Raw genomic sequence first — 14,598 nt, forward strand, 5'->3', positions numbered from 1 at the left:
CGTGACCCTCTACTTGTGTATGCTGTTTATGCCACAGAAGTTGATTGTCCAGAAGGTGAAATACCTGTCGAATGGATGCTGTTGACTACAGAAGTTGTCGCAGATATCCAGATGGCTTCTACGATTTTACGTTGGTATTCTTACCGTTGGCGGGTGGAGGAATATCACAAAATCTTCAAATCTGGTTGCCAGGTAGAACGATACAGGCTGGCTGCTGAGGGCATGAAAACCTTAGTTGGTTTCTTGAGTGTAATTGCTGTTGAACTGTTGCAGTTAACTTATTTACACCGCACCCAGCCTTTCGCCCCCGCGATTGAAATTCTGAATCCTTTAGAACTGAGAATTTTGAAAGCTAAATCTCCCAAACTGCCCAAAGTACTAACTGTTAGTTGGGCTGTTGAAGCTGTTGCTCGTCTTGGCGGCTACCTAGAACACCGAAGCAAAACACCAATTGGCATTCAAGTACTGTGGCGAGGTTGGTTAAAATTACACGATCTCTGTGAGGGTTGGCAGCTTGCAAAAGAGACTTAACGGGAAAAGTCAGGTACAGTGCTTGGTTGTTAACTTGAGAGGGGAGCGATGTCTACGACGGGCTACACCTACGCACAGGAATGACTCAGGAGAATCGCCTGCATAATACTGACTTGCGTTGTATACAGAGATTTTCCGCTACCACTCTCTAAGTCGAAATAAGTAGCAAATCGTCGTAGTTTCCCCGTCGTCAATTGCAACAAATAATCAAAGGCTTCCGCAGCAACTCGCTGGTTAATGCTCAAGGACTGGCTATTGAGCAACGCCATTTGTTCACAGGACAAGTTGTTGTCTGCCAATTCTTCTGGTTGTGAAACCAGTAGATCGGGTTGCTGTATAGTTGGCGCAGGTAAGCGAAAGCAGCCTAAAGCCTCAAAATCATAGTCATTGGGGTTAGTAGACAGATAGGAACCTAATAGTACTTGACCACTACGTTTGGAGTTGCCGCAATCCAAATGCCAAATGTGAGGCGCAGCGCGATGAGTGTTGTGCTGAAGTACTTGGGTAATTGACTCTCTGGCTTTGGCATTATCTACACAAGCAGTGACAACAATCAGGGTATTGTAACTGGGGACAATCCATTTGGGTTGGAAAGGTTGAGCGATCGCTGTAACTTGCATCTTCCAAGCCAGGGAGTAGCGCAGCGCCAAAGTTTTGGCTTTGTTGAGTCCGATTTCTGCATCACAGAAGCACTGGCGTAAAACGTTAGCTGACTCAACACGATCCGGGTCAACAAAGCAAAGTTTCACCTGTTTACCTTGCTGAGAAAGAACTCTGCCCAATCTAACTAGAGAAGAAGCCAACCAAGAACCAGTGCCTCCGCACCCAACTAGCCACAGTTCTATCTTCGAGTAGTTGACAGTCACGACAGGAGAAGCATTTACCAAATCAAGATTTAGCTCCATAGTACGGTTGGTTAAGTTGATATAGGTACCGGTGAGGGAACAGACATTTGCTAAATTGAAATTCACCTCCATAGCTTCTCCATCACATTTACAGGCGAGACATCGGTACTGTAAAATTTACAGCCAGATGAAAGTGAGACATCAACCATAAAAAAGTCTCCGTCGATGTCAAACACTGCTCTAGCAGGTACATCCCAACAGTGGCGAAACAGTCCAACCCGTAATTTAATCTCTGGTTTGAGTGTATTAACTCTACCTAGTACCCCATAGATGCGAAAGCCAGATTCGTCAGCATTATCGGTGGTAGAGAAAAAGGCAGGTAAGGAACCGTGGGAATGGATGTCTACAGCCGCTTTCTGGTGGGAAGAGTCACTGCCAGAATGAGTTGGCTGGCAGCTAGTTGGAGTTTGAATTTGCTCTGGGACTTGTAAATCCCAGCCTGCATCAGTACAGTGGAGATGAAAGAGAATTTCATGAAATTGATTGCCAGCTTGATAACTCGACCGCCACATTTCCAGTAGTAGCGGTTTGGGAATTAAGGGAGTGACTTTGAGATAAGGTGTTAGGTGAGGTAGCCCTTTGATAGTTTGGGAACACAAGCAAATAGGCATTAATACCTCTATGCCAGGACGAATGGCTCTAGCAAAGATGCCATTTCCGGCATAAAGGTACTCTAGTCCACTACTGGTGTGTGTTGGCAGAGATGAAGTTGTGACAATTTTGTAACCAATAATGCCCTCAAGCAATGGGTTCATCGAGGATTTCCTGCACAAGCATAGCGACACTTTTCTGATTGCCGATAGGCACAAGGTCAGATACAGGATAAGTTGAACGTCTGCATCTTTTGTGCAGTTTTAGAAGTTGCTGGCGAATATCCTTGCGGTATTTTTGTGATTTACTTATTGTTAAATGGTTGGTGAAAATACTGGAAATAAATAAATTCCAAGCATGGTTCATTGATAAACCATTAGCAGCAGGTGGTTCGTTCACTCCCCAACACACCTGTCCAGAACTGTAGACATTGGGTAGTGGCACATGAAAAGCTTCTGCTTGAGGAGTAAACTCCTGTTCTTGAATTGCCCAAACCCAATATTTTAATCCCTTGCCCACAAACACCATTGCAGGTAGTGGAACGGTTAAAGATCCAAGTTCATCGCAATTGATTGTATGAGTGGCTGGTGGAATAAATTTTACCAAATATGTGTCTGTACTGCCCGTACCCCAGCGCACAATTCCTGGTTCCATCCAACCAGTATCAATTGGTTCATTGCTAAAAGCAATTCTCAGGGCTGCCGGTGAGATACATTTGTAAATATGAGCATCGAGAATTTCTTTGTCTCGGTGGTGGAAGATGTAAATGCCATCTAAAAACAGCAATTCTGCTTGAATTACTGGAGATTTTCGGGGAGGGTCTGCCAAAATTGCTCGTAGAATCTCGCTGGATAGAATTGGTGTCGATGTAACGTCGATTAACGTGGTTTCAATGCTTGTTTCCATAGTTTTAGTAGGATTTGAGCATGAGGTTTTAAGTCTGCTTCTAGCCAATCAATTAAGTTGGCTGCACAGTTCAGCATTCGGTTTGCTTGCTGCCATTTTCTGGTGAGCAAATCAATAGATGCTTTTGACCAAGGTAAAAAGGTGCGGTCAGGTTGGTAGTAATAATCGTCTGCGTACTCGTCCAACCAAAGGTTTTTAGTTTCATGGTCTAGCAGCTTTAAAGTTAAAGGCAGAAACTTTAAAGGATTATCTAGGTGATGACACTGCCGTTTCAGTTTTTTGTAGTCAATTTTGTCTGGGTGGTCGATGTCAGTGTAGGTAATTTCGTAAATTCCAAATTCACTATCAAACCAATCGCTACCTTCTGGGTGTATTTCATCAAGCCAACGGCGACTGTCATGGCTAAAAGGTAAAAGTAGTTGCCAACCATCTTTGAGATGTTCAATTTCTCCATCCATTGTCCAGTCAATACCCATTGGGGTAATAGGAATACTGTGCAATCTTTGTTCGTAGGCTGTTTCTACAGTCCAGTGGGATAACGGAAACAGATGAGTGTAAATCAGTACAATGAATTCCAGTTCTCTGGGACTATGGCAATCTACATCTGTAGGTGGGTAAATAGTGGCTTGGCTGGCTTTCCATTCGGTAGGAAAGTAGTGCTGATACAGTGCTAGTAAGGAGTAAATGTTGAGTTGGGTTTCCAGATAATCAAGTGATTCTGTGGCATCTAAGGTAAATTGGCACTGATAAAGACTATAAATTGCCTCTGCCATACTGAGGGGTACGAGGTGAGACATATTTTGTACAACTTGTTATTATGGGGGTTGGAATTAAAGAAGAGATGCAGGTAAGGTGTGGGGTCTACTTCAGTCGAAATGCAAATTGCTGTAATTTGGACAATAATTTATCCCTCAAGTCAATTTCCAACCCCTTTTGTCAGTACTCAAAAACCTTCAGGGATAACCCTAGATGTGGGAGTGCAAGCTGTTAGGGATTTTAGGGTTTGATTGAGTGACTGAGAAAATTCTGTTCCAGCTGCGATCGCCTCTTGAATCTGGATTGATAGCTGTCCTGCATTTTGCCAGTCAATTCCAGTGATGACCTGACGTTGACGCATTTGGTGGCACATTTGGACTGCGGGGTTGATTTCTTCAGGAGCCACTATCAGGCAATCTAGAGGAGAAGTACCTTTTTTACCGGGCTTCTTGATGATGTGAATCGGTTCTCCTGGTTGACGCTCAATGTCTGCGTTTGCCAGTTCAGCGCAAAGAGGAGTGAAGGCATCCCGTAGTAATTGGTCATTAATGGCGATCGCTTCTGTAATCCAGTGTTGTTGACCTTCGTAGATAACAAGTAATTTGTTACTATTTGTAGTAGTCATGGTATTTAAAACAGTGATATTTGCGTAGTATTACTGACTGGTTTAGTAGTATCTGAGCTAGCAGTTTCAGTGCGAGTTGGAGTTTGGGCAGTGGGCGGTTGATTGGTTTTGACAACTTTAGTCTGGGCTATATTCCGGCGAATTTGGCGATTAGGAAAATCGGCTTTCAGTTCGTCCAGTAGTTGAACAATTGCAGATGGTAAATCACCCAGTTCGTCTTGATTGAGCATGGCAACCACAGGGAAATCACCGTGACTACTGGCAGCAATCATTACAGGTCTACTCATTAATTGTTCTGTAGGTAGTAAAGTGATGACGATTTGAACTTTGCATTGCTCGAAAATAAATGGTTCTAGTTGATTTACACTGTTGGTAGCGGATGTTTCTGTGTCATCGTCGTTTAACTGATGAGAGTCGATTTCATCTTTGACGTAGCTATTTTCATCACTTACTGGTTCTAAAAGTTGCAAAAAGTTAGCTTTACCTGCACGCAAGCGTTCCCTGTCAAATAGCAATCCTAAAGCTTGGAATTGTTCTTCAGCAGTGGTTTTTCCCTGTTGTTCTGAAATGTAAGATTTTAAGGTTTCAGAAGTAACAGTGAGATTGGCTTTGACAATGGCCTGTTCTGGTGTTAGCCATTTTGTGGTCATAGCTTTTTTAGCCTTGTTAACTGGTGTGCAAGCGGTTGTGGCGGTAGCCAGAAGTAGAAACTGTTTTTGAGACTACGGTACTGCTAGACTAAAACATATCCCCTTTGCTTTTGGAGCCATGTCTACGGTAATTACCCAATCCCTGACTCTGGAGGAGTTTCTCAAGCTACCAGAAACAAAACCTGCAAGCATTTACATTAATGGTGAGATTATTCAAAAACCAATGCCAAAAGGGAAGCATAGCCGATTACAGTTAAGGTTATGCAATAGTATCAACGACATTGCCGAAAGCCTTCATGTTGCTTATGCCTTTCCAGAACTGCGGTTTAGTTTTGGAATCCGCTCAATAGTACCTGATGTAGCGGTTTTCAACTGGTCACGTATTCCCTTTGCTGCTGATGGGGAAGACGATAGTGATTTTCTGCTTCCTCCAGACTGGACAATTGAAATTCTTTCTCCCGAACAAAGTTCAAATCGAGTCACAGGCAATATTCTCTATTGCTTAGATCATGGTTGCCAATTAGGTTGGTTAATAGACCCAGAAGATCGTTCCATTTTGGTTTTCCGTCCAAATCAACAACCAGAACTTTTGCAGGGTGATGAGCGTTTGCCAGTGTTAGCCGGGATAGACTTGGAGTTAACTGTAGCTCAGGTGTTTGGTTGGCTAAAAATGAGCAGTTAGAGAAACAGATGAAACACTATTTATTTTAGAAACTAGGCTTAATTCCGTTACGTTTGAACATATTTAACTTTCCTAGTGCCAATCTACTTAAGTGTGAAAAAAGAGTTATATTTAGCAGCCAACAAAACAGTAAAATTCCTGCTGTTGGCTGATAAATTAGTTAAAGCTATTGTTAAGTTAAAAGCGAGTCTTTGAAGTCATGAATTGCTGTTGCTGTCAAAGCATAGATAACTCGGCGCTTGCGCTGGATATGAGTGCCATCTACAGGAATACCTTTCTTCCAAGCTGCAATAATAGCTTTCTTGTCTGCTGAGTAAACAGTCTTTTCTCTGCGGTATTTTGGAGACAATTGTTCTGCATCTATCAGCACCTCACAACTTGGCGGATTTTCTTGAATTGTGATGCGAAGTGAATTACCAATCATTTGCTCAGGTAGAATTCCTGCGGCGGTTTGTTCTAAAATAGTTTCATCTAATTTTTGTCGCCAGCGTTCTAGTCTTAATAGTGCTGATTGATGTACAGCTTTTAGATGTTCTAGTCGTTGCTTAATAGCCGTTATTTCAGCATCCAGTTGCAATGCTAATTCTGCTTGGATATCAACAACTTCTTCCTGAACTTCCTGAGTTTCCCAAATAGCGGTGATGATCTCAGCTTCTTCTTCAGGAGTCTGGCAATTAGTTAGCTGTTCCCAGAGATGAGCAGCAGTTTGGGAAAGTCCTGCTAAGGATTGTTGAGCGAGTGTTAAATTCATGACTACCACTCCTCACAAACTTGATAGTATTCATATTCAGCTTCAATCTGTTCTAAGATAGCTATAGTGCCTGAATCTAAATTAGTATTGAAAGATAAATTGGAAACATTTTCTTGTGTAGGCTGAAAATTTGAAATCGGAGGAGCAACAAATTTAGGTTTAAATTTCGTTAAAATAGCTGTTAATTGTTGCATTATCTTGGTTGTGTAACGCCATCAATTTTGGCGCGATAGCGCATCTATCTGTGTTGGCATTCTCCCAAGGTTTTAGGAATTAACTTAATTTTAGATTATCGTTATTTTGTCAATGTCAAGCGTCAAAAATGTAAATAGATATGAAACTCATCAAAAAATCGGAAAAGCTACTCCAAGAAACAAAAATTATCGAGGAAACACAAGAACAGAATTTTACAATTGACATTATTAATATACAAGAAGCAATGCTTGAAGAACAGCCACAAATAGGTGTAAGCAATAAGAAACCTAACTATATTCCAGCGCGTGATAATCCTATAGTCCTTTCTGTTGGTAAGACGGGATGGCAAGTTTCTGATATTTGGAAGGATATTAGATTAGATAACTTCTAGTTATTATCTTTATTTTGTTTTTCTTGATTGCTAAAAGTTTAACAAACGTGTGGTTATGTTTACTGGGTACTATCCAATTATTCTTTATCCACCACTAGTGAGACGTTTATACACTAAAGATTCTACAAGTCAGGAGCATTTGAAAGCTTCGTTTCAAGGATGCGTTCAATTACCAAATGGAAATGGTACGGCCAAGCAAGGTGTCAGTGAAAAGCAATTTTTTCGCCATTTACTGTGTGCTTTTCTAGAGAACCTTATCTGTCAAGCGGTGGAATTTGAAATTCCTGGTTCGTCTAGACGTTACTCGGCTGATTTTATCCTTTATCATCGGTTTTCTGGGTTAACTCTCGATATTGAGATTGATGAACCTTATACTGGAGATACAGGTAAACCTCACCACTGTATTGATGTTGATGACGATAAAATCCGTAACCGTTTTTTCTTGGAGCGCAATTGGGGTGTAGTGAGATTTGCAGAAGTTCAGGTAGTGCGTCATCCTTGGAGTTGTTGTAAGGCGATCGCTCAAATCATTGCTCGGTTGACTGGAGATGATAGTGTATTCATATTATTACAAAGATTGGCTGATGTCCCTTTACAAAAACAGTGGACAAAGCGTGAGGCTAGGCTGATGGCTAAGAACAATTATCGTCAGTCTTATTTACCAAAAATGGGAAAGTAAAACTAGAGATAGTACTTTCAATACTCATCTTTAATAGTCATATAGTCTCCCTGGAATAGGGCTACCGTGTACACACAAGTATTTTGGAGTTGTCCCACACCGTTTTAATCCTGTACAAAGATATGTGTACACGGTAAATTATGGGTAGAAATTGGAAGGGTATTACATCGATTTTGTCAATCTCTCGTTAATTAATCTTTTTGGTTTTCTTACGCATTGCTTTTTTGATTTGCGGTGTAACTTCCACTTACGAATGCTCATGACAATTGAGCCAAAGTCCCGACTGGCAAAGGCTGTTGTTTTATTTGCACTGTGCCAAATTGTATCCGCCTCGGTTGGTTCAAGTGGAGGTGTGCAGCGATCGCAATATTGGTCAAATAGTTGGCGTGGTTCGGGATGATAAACGATTCGGTGTCTGGTAAGTAAATTAGATGTACCTAGTAGATTACGAGCTAATTTGTAGCCAGAATTGTTTCTGTTTCCCTCAGATTCGCCATAAGTTAGTAAAATGCGATCGCTCAAAGTTAAACAAATAGACAAAGGAACAGACACTCCGCTAGCGCGTAGTTGTTTAAGAGATGAGCAATTATCTCTGGTTGTAGCTTGTGTTACTGCCCCTCGTCGGCAATGCAAGGTTGAGCGAGGGACGGTCACAGAAGGTTGCAGTAGCGCTGCTTGTGGGTCGATAACTTCTCCATTTTTCGCTTTTGTGAGAAGCTGCACCCACTTGCGCCAGCGTTGCTCAGAAAGTTCGTAGGGAAATAAGGCTGTAGAATCAAATGCGGTTTCTAGCTCTTCCAAGTTGTACTGACAGTTTGACCAATGCTCTAGGGTAATGGGGATGGTTGCACTCAATATTCCATCTACCACCCGTCTGCGAACCATACCTGGCAGTCTCATGGAACGAGCTAAGTTGCAAATGGCTGGATCTGCGTTTTGGATAATCGTCAGTTGGCGATTGAGGTACAGCCATTCAGCAGGATTCAAGAAATGGCTGCATTTAAAGTAAACGTGCAGGGATTTCCCACCTGTGTAAACTACGGCGGCAGGTTCTAAGTTGATTTCATCCTTTAGCCAATCTACAGCTTGTCGCTGCTCATTCAACGCCAAATCATCAATTTCGTAGAATAAACATTGGCATTGACTAACGTGCTGATTGCTGATTCCCTTGTCTGGTTGGTTGGGGTAAAAGCTGACTGTGGCACCAAGATATGACATTTTAAATGCCAATGCCCAACCATCAGCATAGCGTTTAGGTGTCAGTCGCCAGCAGGTATTGCCTTGTTTGTCTCGACCTCCGTAAGTACAGCAGTAGAGTTGAAATCCTTGCTGGGTGATTTTACCGCAGAGAATGTAGTGGGAGTAGACAAATTGATCATTGCGGCAGTAGTGATTCCAGTTTTTAGGTATCATTTCTGTGGGCAAGTCCCAAGAAATCCTGAGCCAAATTTTGGTTCCGGTGGTAAAGCCTATTTGTCTAAGAAATTTAATCGTTGTTTGTCTGGGATTGAAGATCATGGCAGTTACGCCTGAAGGTTTGTTTTCCCATCCGTGGCGTTAGCTGCTAGAATCATTGCGTAATTGAGAGTTATAGAATGTAATACTTTATTTCATTGAGAATAAGGAAAACTTTAAATGCTACAGCTTTGATTACCCCCCAATTAAAGAAAAATAGTCTAAAATCGTCAAAACCGCTGATTAAATTTACCAGCTATTTGGTTACAGCGCCCTTGACAGCGTGACTATGAGAAACAACTCCGTTGATTTTGCTATCATTACAGCGCTCAGAATTGAGAGGGATGCAGTACGTGATCGCCTAGACTCTTGTGAAGTGTTGCAGGAAGATTTTGAGCCTCTTACCTATTACTATGGGCGTGTTAGCATTCCAGGCTCAAATGAATATTACACAGTAGTTCTCGTTGCATTATTAGGTATGGGTAATAACGAAGCTGCTGTTGCAACAACTAGACTACTCCAGCGTTGGGAACCAGTCAACGTAATGATGGTAGGAATTGCTGGTGGTGTGCGTGGGAAGCTGGAACTAGGAGATGTTGTGGTGTCAACGTTCTGCTACTACTATGAGATGGCTAAGTTGACTACAGAGGGCGACCAGCGTAGGTCAGAACAGTTCCTATCCGATCGGCTACTTTATGGTCGCGCTTATGCCTACGAGGCAAGTGAGTGGAAAGGCCAGATCAGCGTGCTGCGTCCAGGAACTGTACAAACAGAAAATGCCTTGCCAGAGGTGCATTTTGCTCCTATCGCTAGTGGAGAAAAAGTAATTGCAGACGCAGAAACTTTACCACGCTTACTCCAGGATTGTCCAAAGCTCCTCGCTGTAGCAATGGAGGGTGCTGGAGTAGCACGGGCAGCGGCAAACCACACTAATCCCCCTCGTTTTCTAGAAATTCGGGGTATAAGTGATTTTGCCGATGCACAAAAAAATGATAATTGGCATGGCTACGCTGCCAATGCAGCAGCTGCCTTTACAATCGGGTTATTACGCTCTCGACCGATTCCACCACTAGCTGCGGTAAAAACTGCCAGAACGGTTGAAACGCCACTATTAATACTTCGCGCCCAATCTTTGCGAGCGATCGCACCAGATGAAGTAATTAAAAGTTTTGGGGATGACCTGAAGCGGCGTGAGGTGGAAACATCTCTATTAGATTTCACTGATTTAGTAGCAAATGGAGTATTTACTAGTCCAGAAACTGCCGTTCAGCGCATAACCGAACCGCAAGGAGCATTATTTGGAACACTTGCACGACGTGGTGAAGCAGAATTAGTATTCCACGGTATCGTACACATACCCTTGGCTATTCTAGCTGGTCATCTGATCACAGACCGCCAGCCAGTGAGGTTTTTCGACTTTCACCCCAGTCCAGGCTCAAATACTTGGTCATGGTCGGGAGATGGAGAAGAGTTTCCTCCTATGGATGTACAGGGTTTACCTGAGACACAACTGAGGCACACAGGTGATGTAATAATTCGCATAACTGTGAGTTATAAAGTGTTCCCCGAACAAACTCGTAAAGTTGTTCCAGAGGGAGCAATTGAAGTGGATTTGAAATTACCACCTCAGAGAAGTATTGTACGTAGTGAAAATCAGGTGCGTGAATACGGACAGGTGTTTCGACGCACAATGGATTTAATTACCCAACGAATACCTAACGTGAATAGGGTTCATATCTTCTACGCTGGGCCAGTATCACTCGCCTTCCATATTGGACAGCAAATTTCGGAGAATATCCATCCACCTGTAATAGTGTGGAATTTTCATCGGGGTTATGACTGGGCAATTGATTTGGCAGCAGCGTATGTCGGTGAACAATGCGTTATCCGACCTACACAAGCATAATTGACAAAAAAATATGACTATCAAAGAAAGATTTGACAGATTTACAAGCCAAATTCGGCCTACAAACGAACACATTAAAGAAGCAAACCGACAAACCGATTACATGGTCGAGCAACTCAAAAACCGAGTCTCTGCTGACGATCGGTTTACATTAGAGAAGGTACTAAAAGCAGGTTCAAACGCCAAATTTACTTCACTGCGTAGAACAGAAGATAATATTTTCGATGTAGATATTGCTGCTTACTATTCGGGTGAAGACGCAACTAAAGAACAACTCGATAAGCTTTTAAAATTTACTAGCGATCAAATTCGTAACATCTACCCAACAAAGCAGGATGAAGACATCAAGCCCCTCAAGAGTGCAGTAAGGGTAAAGTTTCGCAGTGGTATCAAGCTAAATGTTGATGTAGCACCAATTATCCGTGATGATTCTCTCGGTCTACCGAATGGGGGCTGGATACCTCGTAAGGATGGTTGGCGTCTGACATCAGTCACTTGCCACAATGATTTTATTAGCCAGCGCATAGCACTGAGCAAACAAATTTCTGGCCCCGTCAAGTTTAATCGTCTTGTTCGTATGGTGAAATGGTGGAATAATCAACAAGGTGATTTAACCCAGCCGTCAATTTTCTGCGACCTTGTAACTGCTGCCGCTTTTGAAGAATATGGTGTAACTGACGAGTGGCAAACCAGTTTACGGCAAGTGTTTTCTTTTTTACGCAAACATCAGTTCTTGGAACCAATTATTTTTGACGATTTCTATAATGTGAATCGAGTTGTACTTCCAGCCGACCAAGTTGTGATTATGGATTCTGTAAATCCGAATAACAACATTGCTAAGACTTGGACTGAGAAAACTCGCCTGAGTTATTTGGAACGGGTTCAAGAAGCTTATGATGCAATGATGGATGCCAAAAGTTGTGAGTTTGACGGTGATGAAGATGCTGCTGTAGATGCGTGGTGTCAAGTTTTTGGTGATGAGTTCCGAACTCTTTCCGAGCCTATATAAAAAGGAATCTATAGTTAATGACCACAACTCGTACTAAATCCACAACCCAGACAAGCACGCTTACTAAAGTAGTCTATGTTAGCCGCAAAGTCCAGGCTGATTTCTTGGCAATACTGGATACTTATGGTTATTTCCCTGAAGACTATGCCAAGAGACTGATCAACGATGTAAGAGTCTTCCTGGATGAGGAAGTGATTGATCGAGTTAAGTTCGTTTGGACTCAACCGAACAGCGATTATGTTTTAGAAGAATTGGAATATATCGTCTTTGTGGCAGGAGTTGGACTCGCCGATGACCCTTCCGGCGGCATCCGCTATCAATTAGAACTAGCAAATGCCAGCTTCCATGTGCGAGTTACCCATAATGAGCGATGGAAAAGTATGAGTGAAATGGAGAAAGATGAAATTCGAGAAGATTTACAACTGAAATGGAGTTCTGCTGGTCAGTTAAACTATAGTGGCGGTAACTGGATTAATGACCGCACATATTCAAAAGATAACTATGGTCTTAGTCGTAAGCATTTTACACGATGACATCTGACACTCCAATACAACTTATCGGTTCTGAAAATCAGCTATTGGGGCAGTTGCGATTAGGAGCATTGGCGATAATAGCTGAGGCTGAGGAGATAGCACGTAGAGAAAATGTTGCTAAACGAACTGCCATCCCAAAGGTGTTGCGCCAGTACATAGAGAAGGCTGGTTACAACATCGGCGACGATGAGTTGACGATAGCAGTGCATAAGCTCGATCTGGTGCGTCGTGGCGAGAAACTATCCAGCCTTCCAGTACGGGTATTTTTCCCAGCCGGACACAGTAGCATCCCTTCCCCTGAAAGCAATATTACAAATCCGTTTTCAAGGAGTTTAATTTCTATGGGAGTTTCCCAAGATTTATCCCAACTTGTTAAGTTCTTTGAGTTTGAGAAAGTTTTTCCAGATAAGGTTGCTCAGTCCTTGTATGAACGCCTTGTGGGACTCGAAAATTATAAGTTGCGACTGCTCATCGAACTGGAGATGCTACTGTATCCCGAACAAGTAGAGGCTTGGAGTATTAAGCACCACGGTTGTGTACTTTTGTTATGCGAACAACTACGCAGTCGTGTACCCCTAGTTCTTCTTTCTGGCGATGTTGGCACTGGCAAAACTGTACTGGCGGAAACCATTGGCGATGCATTGGCTCGTCGTATTGGAGACAAAACTCGTGTACACTTGCTGAAGATTAATACTCAAATTCGTGGTACCGGTCAGGTAGGGGAAATGAGTGACTTAATTGCACAAGCGTTTGCTCATGCTGAAGCTCGTGCTAAGTCTTCTCGTAATGAGCCGATATTGCTCCTTTTGGATGAAGCTGATGCACTTGCAGCCAGACGGGATAGCGAACAGATGCATCATGAGGACAAAGCTGGACTCAATACGGTGCTACAGCAACTAGACAACCTTCGCCTAACCCGTCTGCCTATTGCAGTCATCTTCATCACAAATCGACCTAACGCACTTGATCCTGCAATCCGTCGTCGTGCCGCCCTTGATTTATTTTTTGAGCGTCCAACGGACGAAATACGTGCAGAAATTATCAGGAGTATAGTTCCCGAATTAGAACTAACTTTAGAACAAGTTACTAAGTTGGTTTATCTGACTGGTACACAAGAGTCTAAAAATGAAAACATTCCGTTCACAGCATCAGACCTCACAGATAGATTGCTGGCTGGAGCTTTGCGCGATGCCTACAGCCAAAAACGAAAGCTGCAAGCGGAAGACCTTTTAACACAAGCACGCAAGCTTTTACCAACACCTCGTATGGGTTTAACGTAACTCAATGCCTATTTAGGTTTATGCTAAGATTATCATTATTTGAAATGTGAAATAGTCGTCCTCTAATTTGCATAGGCACTTTTGTGTTATTTTTGACTGAATTCCAGTTTTAGCTCAGTAGTGTGACTGTAAGCATAAGTTTGCCGGGGTGGCACGTTTATGGTTTCAAATGGACTTACGACAGCTTGAATTTTTTGGGTTTTTAAGAGACAATCTTGCTACTTCAGGTATTTGAGAGTGCATAAGCTCCAAACTTTCGGCACGTTTATGCTTGATTTTTAGACTTTCGGCAACTTTATGGGTTCTTGGCAACTTTTGGTGATCTCGGTTGGGGGAAGGCAGAGGGCAGAGGGCAGAAGGCAGAAGGAAGAAGGAAGAAAGATATAATCGAGATACTTCAAACTTCACTCCTTCAAACATTTGAGGTATAAGCCTCAGCAAGTTCTATGTCGGTGCTAACTCACCTATTACCAGATTCAAGCAATCTGAGACTTGAAAATTGCCAACTTGACAAGATAAAAACTCAGATAAATTTGATTGTTTCCGCAATCAGTAGAGTAGTTAACTGTCCAGTTTGTAACCAACCAACTCAAAAAATTCATAGTCGCTATGAACGCTTATTAGCAGACTTACCCTGGGCTGATTACAGCATTACCTTACAGTTACGGGTAAGGAAGTTTTTTTGCATCAATAGTTTGTGTAAACGACGCATTTTTACAGAAAGGCTGACCAATGTAACCGCACCTTGGGCTA

The 14,598-nt window shown here is 42.5% G+C and carries 18 protein-coding genes; 9 read left to right on the plus strand and 9 right to left on the minus strand.

Annotated features, from left to right (window positions below; all coding sequences use genetic code 11):
- The coding region (locus tag VB740_RS13155; protein ID WP_323200441.1) for an IS4 family transposase at positions 1–531 on the plus strand (531 nt) is incomplete at its 5' end.
- A gap of 68 nt (positions 532–599) precedes the next feature.
- On the opposite strand, the gene VB740_RS13160 is transcribed toward VB740_RS13155, so the two are convergent.
- From VB740_RS13160 to VB740_RS13185, 6 genes are all read right to left on the minus strand, one after another.
- A complete protein-coding gene (locus tag VB740_RS13160) occupies positions 600–1,436 on the minus strand; it encodes a ThiF family adenylyltransferase (RefSeq protein WP_323200442.1) in 837 nt (278 codons plus the stop codon).
- Positions 1,437–1,498: 62 nt separating this feature from the next.
- Positions 1,499–2,191: a hypothetical protein gene (locus VB740_RS13165; protein ID WP_323200443.1), complete on the minus strand. Its 693-nt coding sequence runs from the start codon at positions 2,189–2,191 to the stop codon at positions 1,499–1,501.
- Positions 2,175–2,933 (minus strand): hypothetical protein, encoded by a 759-nt coding sequence (locus VB740_RS13170; RefSeq protein ID WP_323200444.1) that lies wholly within the window; start codon positions 2,931–2,933, stop codon positions 2,175–2,177. Before VB740_RS13170 ends, VB740_RS13165 begins: the two co-directional genes overlap by 17 nt.
- A complete protein-coding gene (locus VB740_RS13175) occupies positions 2,906–3,730 on the minus strand; it encodes a hypothetical protein (RefSeq protein ID WP_323200445.1) in 825 nt (274 codons plus the stop codon). The genes VB740_RS13170 and VB740_RS13175 overlap by 28 nt, the downstream gene beginning before the upstream one ends.
- A 146-nt stretch (positions 3,731–3,876) precedes the next feature.
- Positions 3,877–4,314: a hypothetical protein gene (locus VB740_RS13180; protein WP_323200446.1), complete on the minus strand. Its 438-nt coding sequence runs from the start codon at positions 4,312–4,314 to the stop codon at positions 3,877–3,879.
- A 5-nt stretch (positions 4,315–4,319) separates the two neighbouring features.
- On the minus strand, positions 4,320–4,964 hold the full coding sequence (locus VB740_RS13185; RefSeq protein WP_323200447.1) for a hypothetical protein: 645 nt from the start codon (positions 4,962–4,964) through the stop codon (positions 4,320–4,322).
- A gap of 118 nt (positions 4,965–5,082) precedes the next feature.
- On the opposite strand from VB740_RS13185, the gene VB740_RS13190 reads away from it, so the two are divergent.
- Positions 5,083–5,646 (plus strand): Uma2 family endonuclease, encoded by a 564-nt coding sequence (locus VB740_RS13190; protein ID WP_323200448.1) that lies wholly within the window; start codon positions 5,083–5,085, stop codon positions 5,644–5,646.
- Between the two features lie 172 nt (positions 5,647–5,818).
- Here the strand turns inward: VB740_RS13190 and VB740_RS13195 are convergent, their stop codons facing one another.
- Together VB740_RS13195 and VB740_RS13200 are read right to left on the minus strand one after the other, a co-directional pair.
- Positions 5,819–6,397 (minus strand): siphovirus Gp157 family protein, encoded by a 579-nt coding sequence (locus tag VB740_RS13195; RefSeq protein ID WP_323200449.1) that lies wholly within the window; start codon positions 6,395–6,397, stop codon positions 5,819–5,821.
- A gap of 2 nt (positions 6,398–6,399) precedes the next feature.
- Positions 6,400–6,591, minus strand: a complete 192-nt coding sequence (locus VB740_RS13200; protein ID WP_193924003.1) for a hypothetical protein — start codon at positions 6,589–6,591, stop codon at positions 6,400–6,402.
- 140 nt (positions 6,592–6,731) lie between these two features.
- On the opposite strand from VB740_RS13200, the gene VB740_RS13205 reads away from it, so the two are divergent.
- Positions 6,732–6,983: a hypothetical protein gene (locus VB740_RS13205; RefSeq protein ID WP_323200450.1), complete on the plus strand. Its 252-nt coding sequence runs from the start codon at positions 6,732–6,734 to the stop codon at positions 6,981–6,983.
- Between the two features lie 55 nt (positions 6,984–7,038).
- A complete protein-coding gene (locus VB740_RS13210) occupies positions 7,039–7,662 on the plus strand; it encodes a hypothetical protein (RefSeq protein WP_323200451.1) in 624 nt (207 codons plus the stop codon).
- 162 nt (positions 7,663–7,824) lie between these two features.
- On the opposite strand, the gene VB740_RS13215 is transcribed toward VB740_RS13210, so the two are convergent.
- Positions 7,825–9,180, minus strand: a complete 1,356-nt coding sequence (locus VB740_RS13215; RefSeq protein ID WP_323200452.1) for a hypothetical protein — start codon at positions 9,178–9,180, stop codon at positions 7,825–7,827.
- Between the two features lie 226 nt (positions 9,181–9,406).
- On the opposite strand from VB740_RS13215, the gene VB740_RS13220 reads away from it, so the two are divergent.
- The 5 genes from VB740_RS13220 to VB740_RS13240 form a co-directional block, all read left to right on the plus strand.
- The gene (locus VB740_RS13220) at positions 9,407–11,023 is read left to right on the plus strand and encodes an SAVED domain-containing protein (protein ID WP_323200453.1); all 1,617 of its coding nucleotides are present in this window, start codon (positions 9,407–9,409) and stop codon (positions 11,021–11,023) included.
- Between the two features lie 13 nt (positions 11,024–11,036).
- The gene (locus VB740_RS13225) at positions 11,037–12,032 is read left to right on the plus strand and encodes a CBASS oligonucleotide cyclase (RefSeq protein WP_323200454.1); all 996 of its coding nucleotides are present in this window, start codon (positions 11,037–11,039) and stop codon (positions 12,030–12,032) included.
- Positions 12,033–12,049: 17 nt separating this feature from the next.
- Complete coding sequence (locus VB740_RS13230; protein WP_104902265.1) at positions 12,050–12,565, plus strand: hypothetical protein; 516 nt, start codon at positions 12,050–12,052, stop codon at positions 12,563–12,565.
- Complete coding sequence (locus VB740_RS13235) at positions 12,562–13,845, plus strand: AAA family ATPase (RefSeq protein WP_323200455.1); 1,284 nt, start codon at positions 12,562–12,564, stop codon at positions 13,843–13,845. The genes VB740_RS13230 and VB740_RS13235 overlap by 4 nt, the downstream gene beginning before the upstream one ends.
- A gap of 533 nt (positions 13,846–14,378) precedes the next feature.
- Positions 14,379–14,598: transposase family protein (locus VB740_RS13240; protein WP_323200456.1), on the plus strand; the 220-nt coding region annotated here is incomplete at its 3' end.

This window comes from Nostoc sp. UHCC 0251 (genome assembly GCF_034932245.1).
In the GTDB taxonomy this organism is placed as follows: domain Bacteria; phylum Cyanobacteriota; class Cyanobacteriia; order Cyanobacteriales; family Nostocaceae; genus Nostoc.

Coding starts and splice junctions, on each gene's coding strand:
- VB740_RS13160 (WP_323200442.1), bottom strand. CDS start 1,436: ATGGAGCTAAATCTTGATTTGGTAAATGCTTCTCCTGTCGTGACTGTC.
- VB740_RS13165 (WP_323200443.1), bottom strand. CDS start 2,191: ATGAACCCATTGCTTGAGGGCATTATTGGTTACAAAATTGTCACAACT.
- VB740_RS13170 (WP_323200444.1), bottom strand. CDS start 2,933: ATGGAAACAAGCATTGAAACCACGTTAATCGACGTTACATCGACACCA.
- VB740_RS13175 (WP_323200445.1), bottom strand. CDS start 3,730: ATGTCTCACCTCGTACCCCTCAGTATGGCAGAGGCAATTTATAGTCTT.
- VB740_RS13180 (WP_323200446.1), bottom strand. CDS start 4,314: ATGACTACTACAAATAGTAACAAATTACTTGTTATCTACGAAGGTCAA.
- VB740_RS13185 (WP_323200447.1), bottom strand. CDS start 4,964: ATGACCACAAAATGGCTAACACCAGAACAGGCCATTGTCAAAGCCAAT.
- VB740_RS13190 (WP_323200448.1), top strand. CDS start 5,083: ATGTCTACGGTAATTACCCAATCCCTGACTCTGGAGGAGTTTCTCAAG.
- VB740_RS13195 (WP_323200449.1), bottom strand. CDS start 6,397: ATGAATTTAACACTCGCTCAACAATCCTTAGCAGGACTTTCCCAAACT.
- VB740_RS13200 (WP_193924003.1), bottom strand. CDS start 6,591: ATGCAACAATTAACAGCTATTTTAACGAAATTTAAACCTAAATTTGTT.
- VB740_RS13205 (WP_323200450.1), top strand. CDS start 6,732: ATGAAACTCATCAAAAAATCGGAAAAGCTACTCCAAGAAACAAAAATT.
- VB740_RS13210 (WP_323200451.1), top strand. CDS start 7,039: ATGTTTACTGGGTACTATCCAATTATTCTTTATCCACCACTAGTGAGA.
- VB740_RS13215 (WP_323200452.1), bottom strand. CDS start 9,180: ATGATCTTCAATCCCAGACAAACAACGATTAAATTTCTTAGACAAATA.
- VB740_RS13220 (WP_323200453.1), top strand. CDS start 9,407: ATGAGAAACAACTCCGTTGATTTTGCTATCATTACAGCGCTCAGAATT.
- VB740_RS13225 (WP_323200454.1), top strand. CDS start 11,037: ATGACTATCAAAGAAAGATTTGACAGATTTACAAGCCAAATTCGGCCT.
- VB740_RS13230 (WP_104902265.1), top strand. CDS start 12,050: ATGACCACAACTCGTACTAAATCCACAACCCAGACAAGCACGCTTACT.
- VB740_RS13235 (WP_323200455.1), top strand. CDS start 12,562: ATGACATCTGACACTCCAATACAACTTATCGGTTCTGAAAATCAGCTA.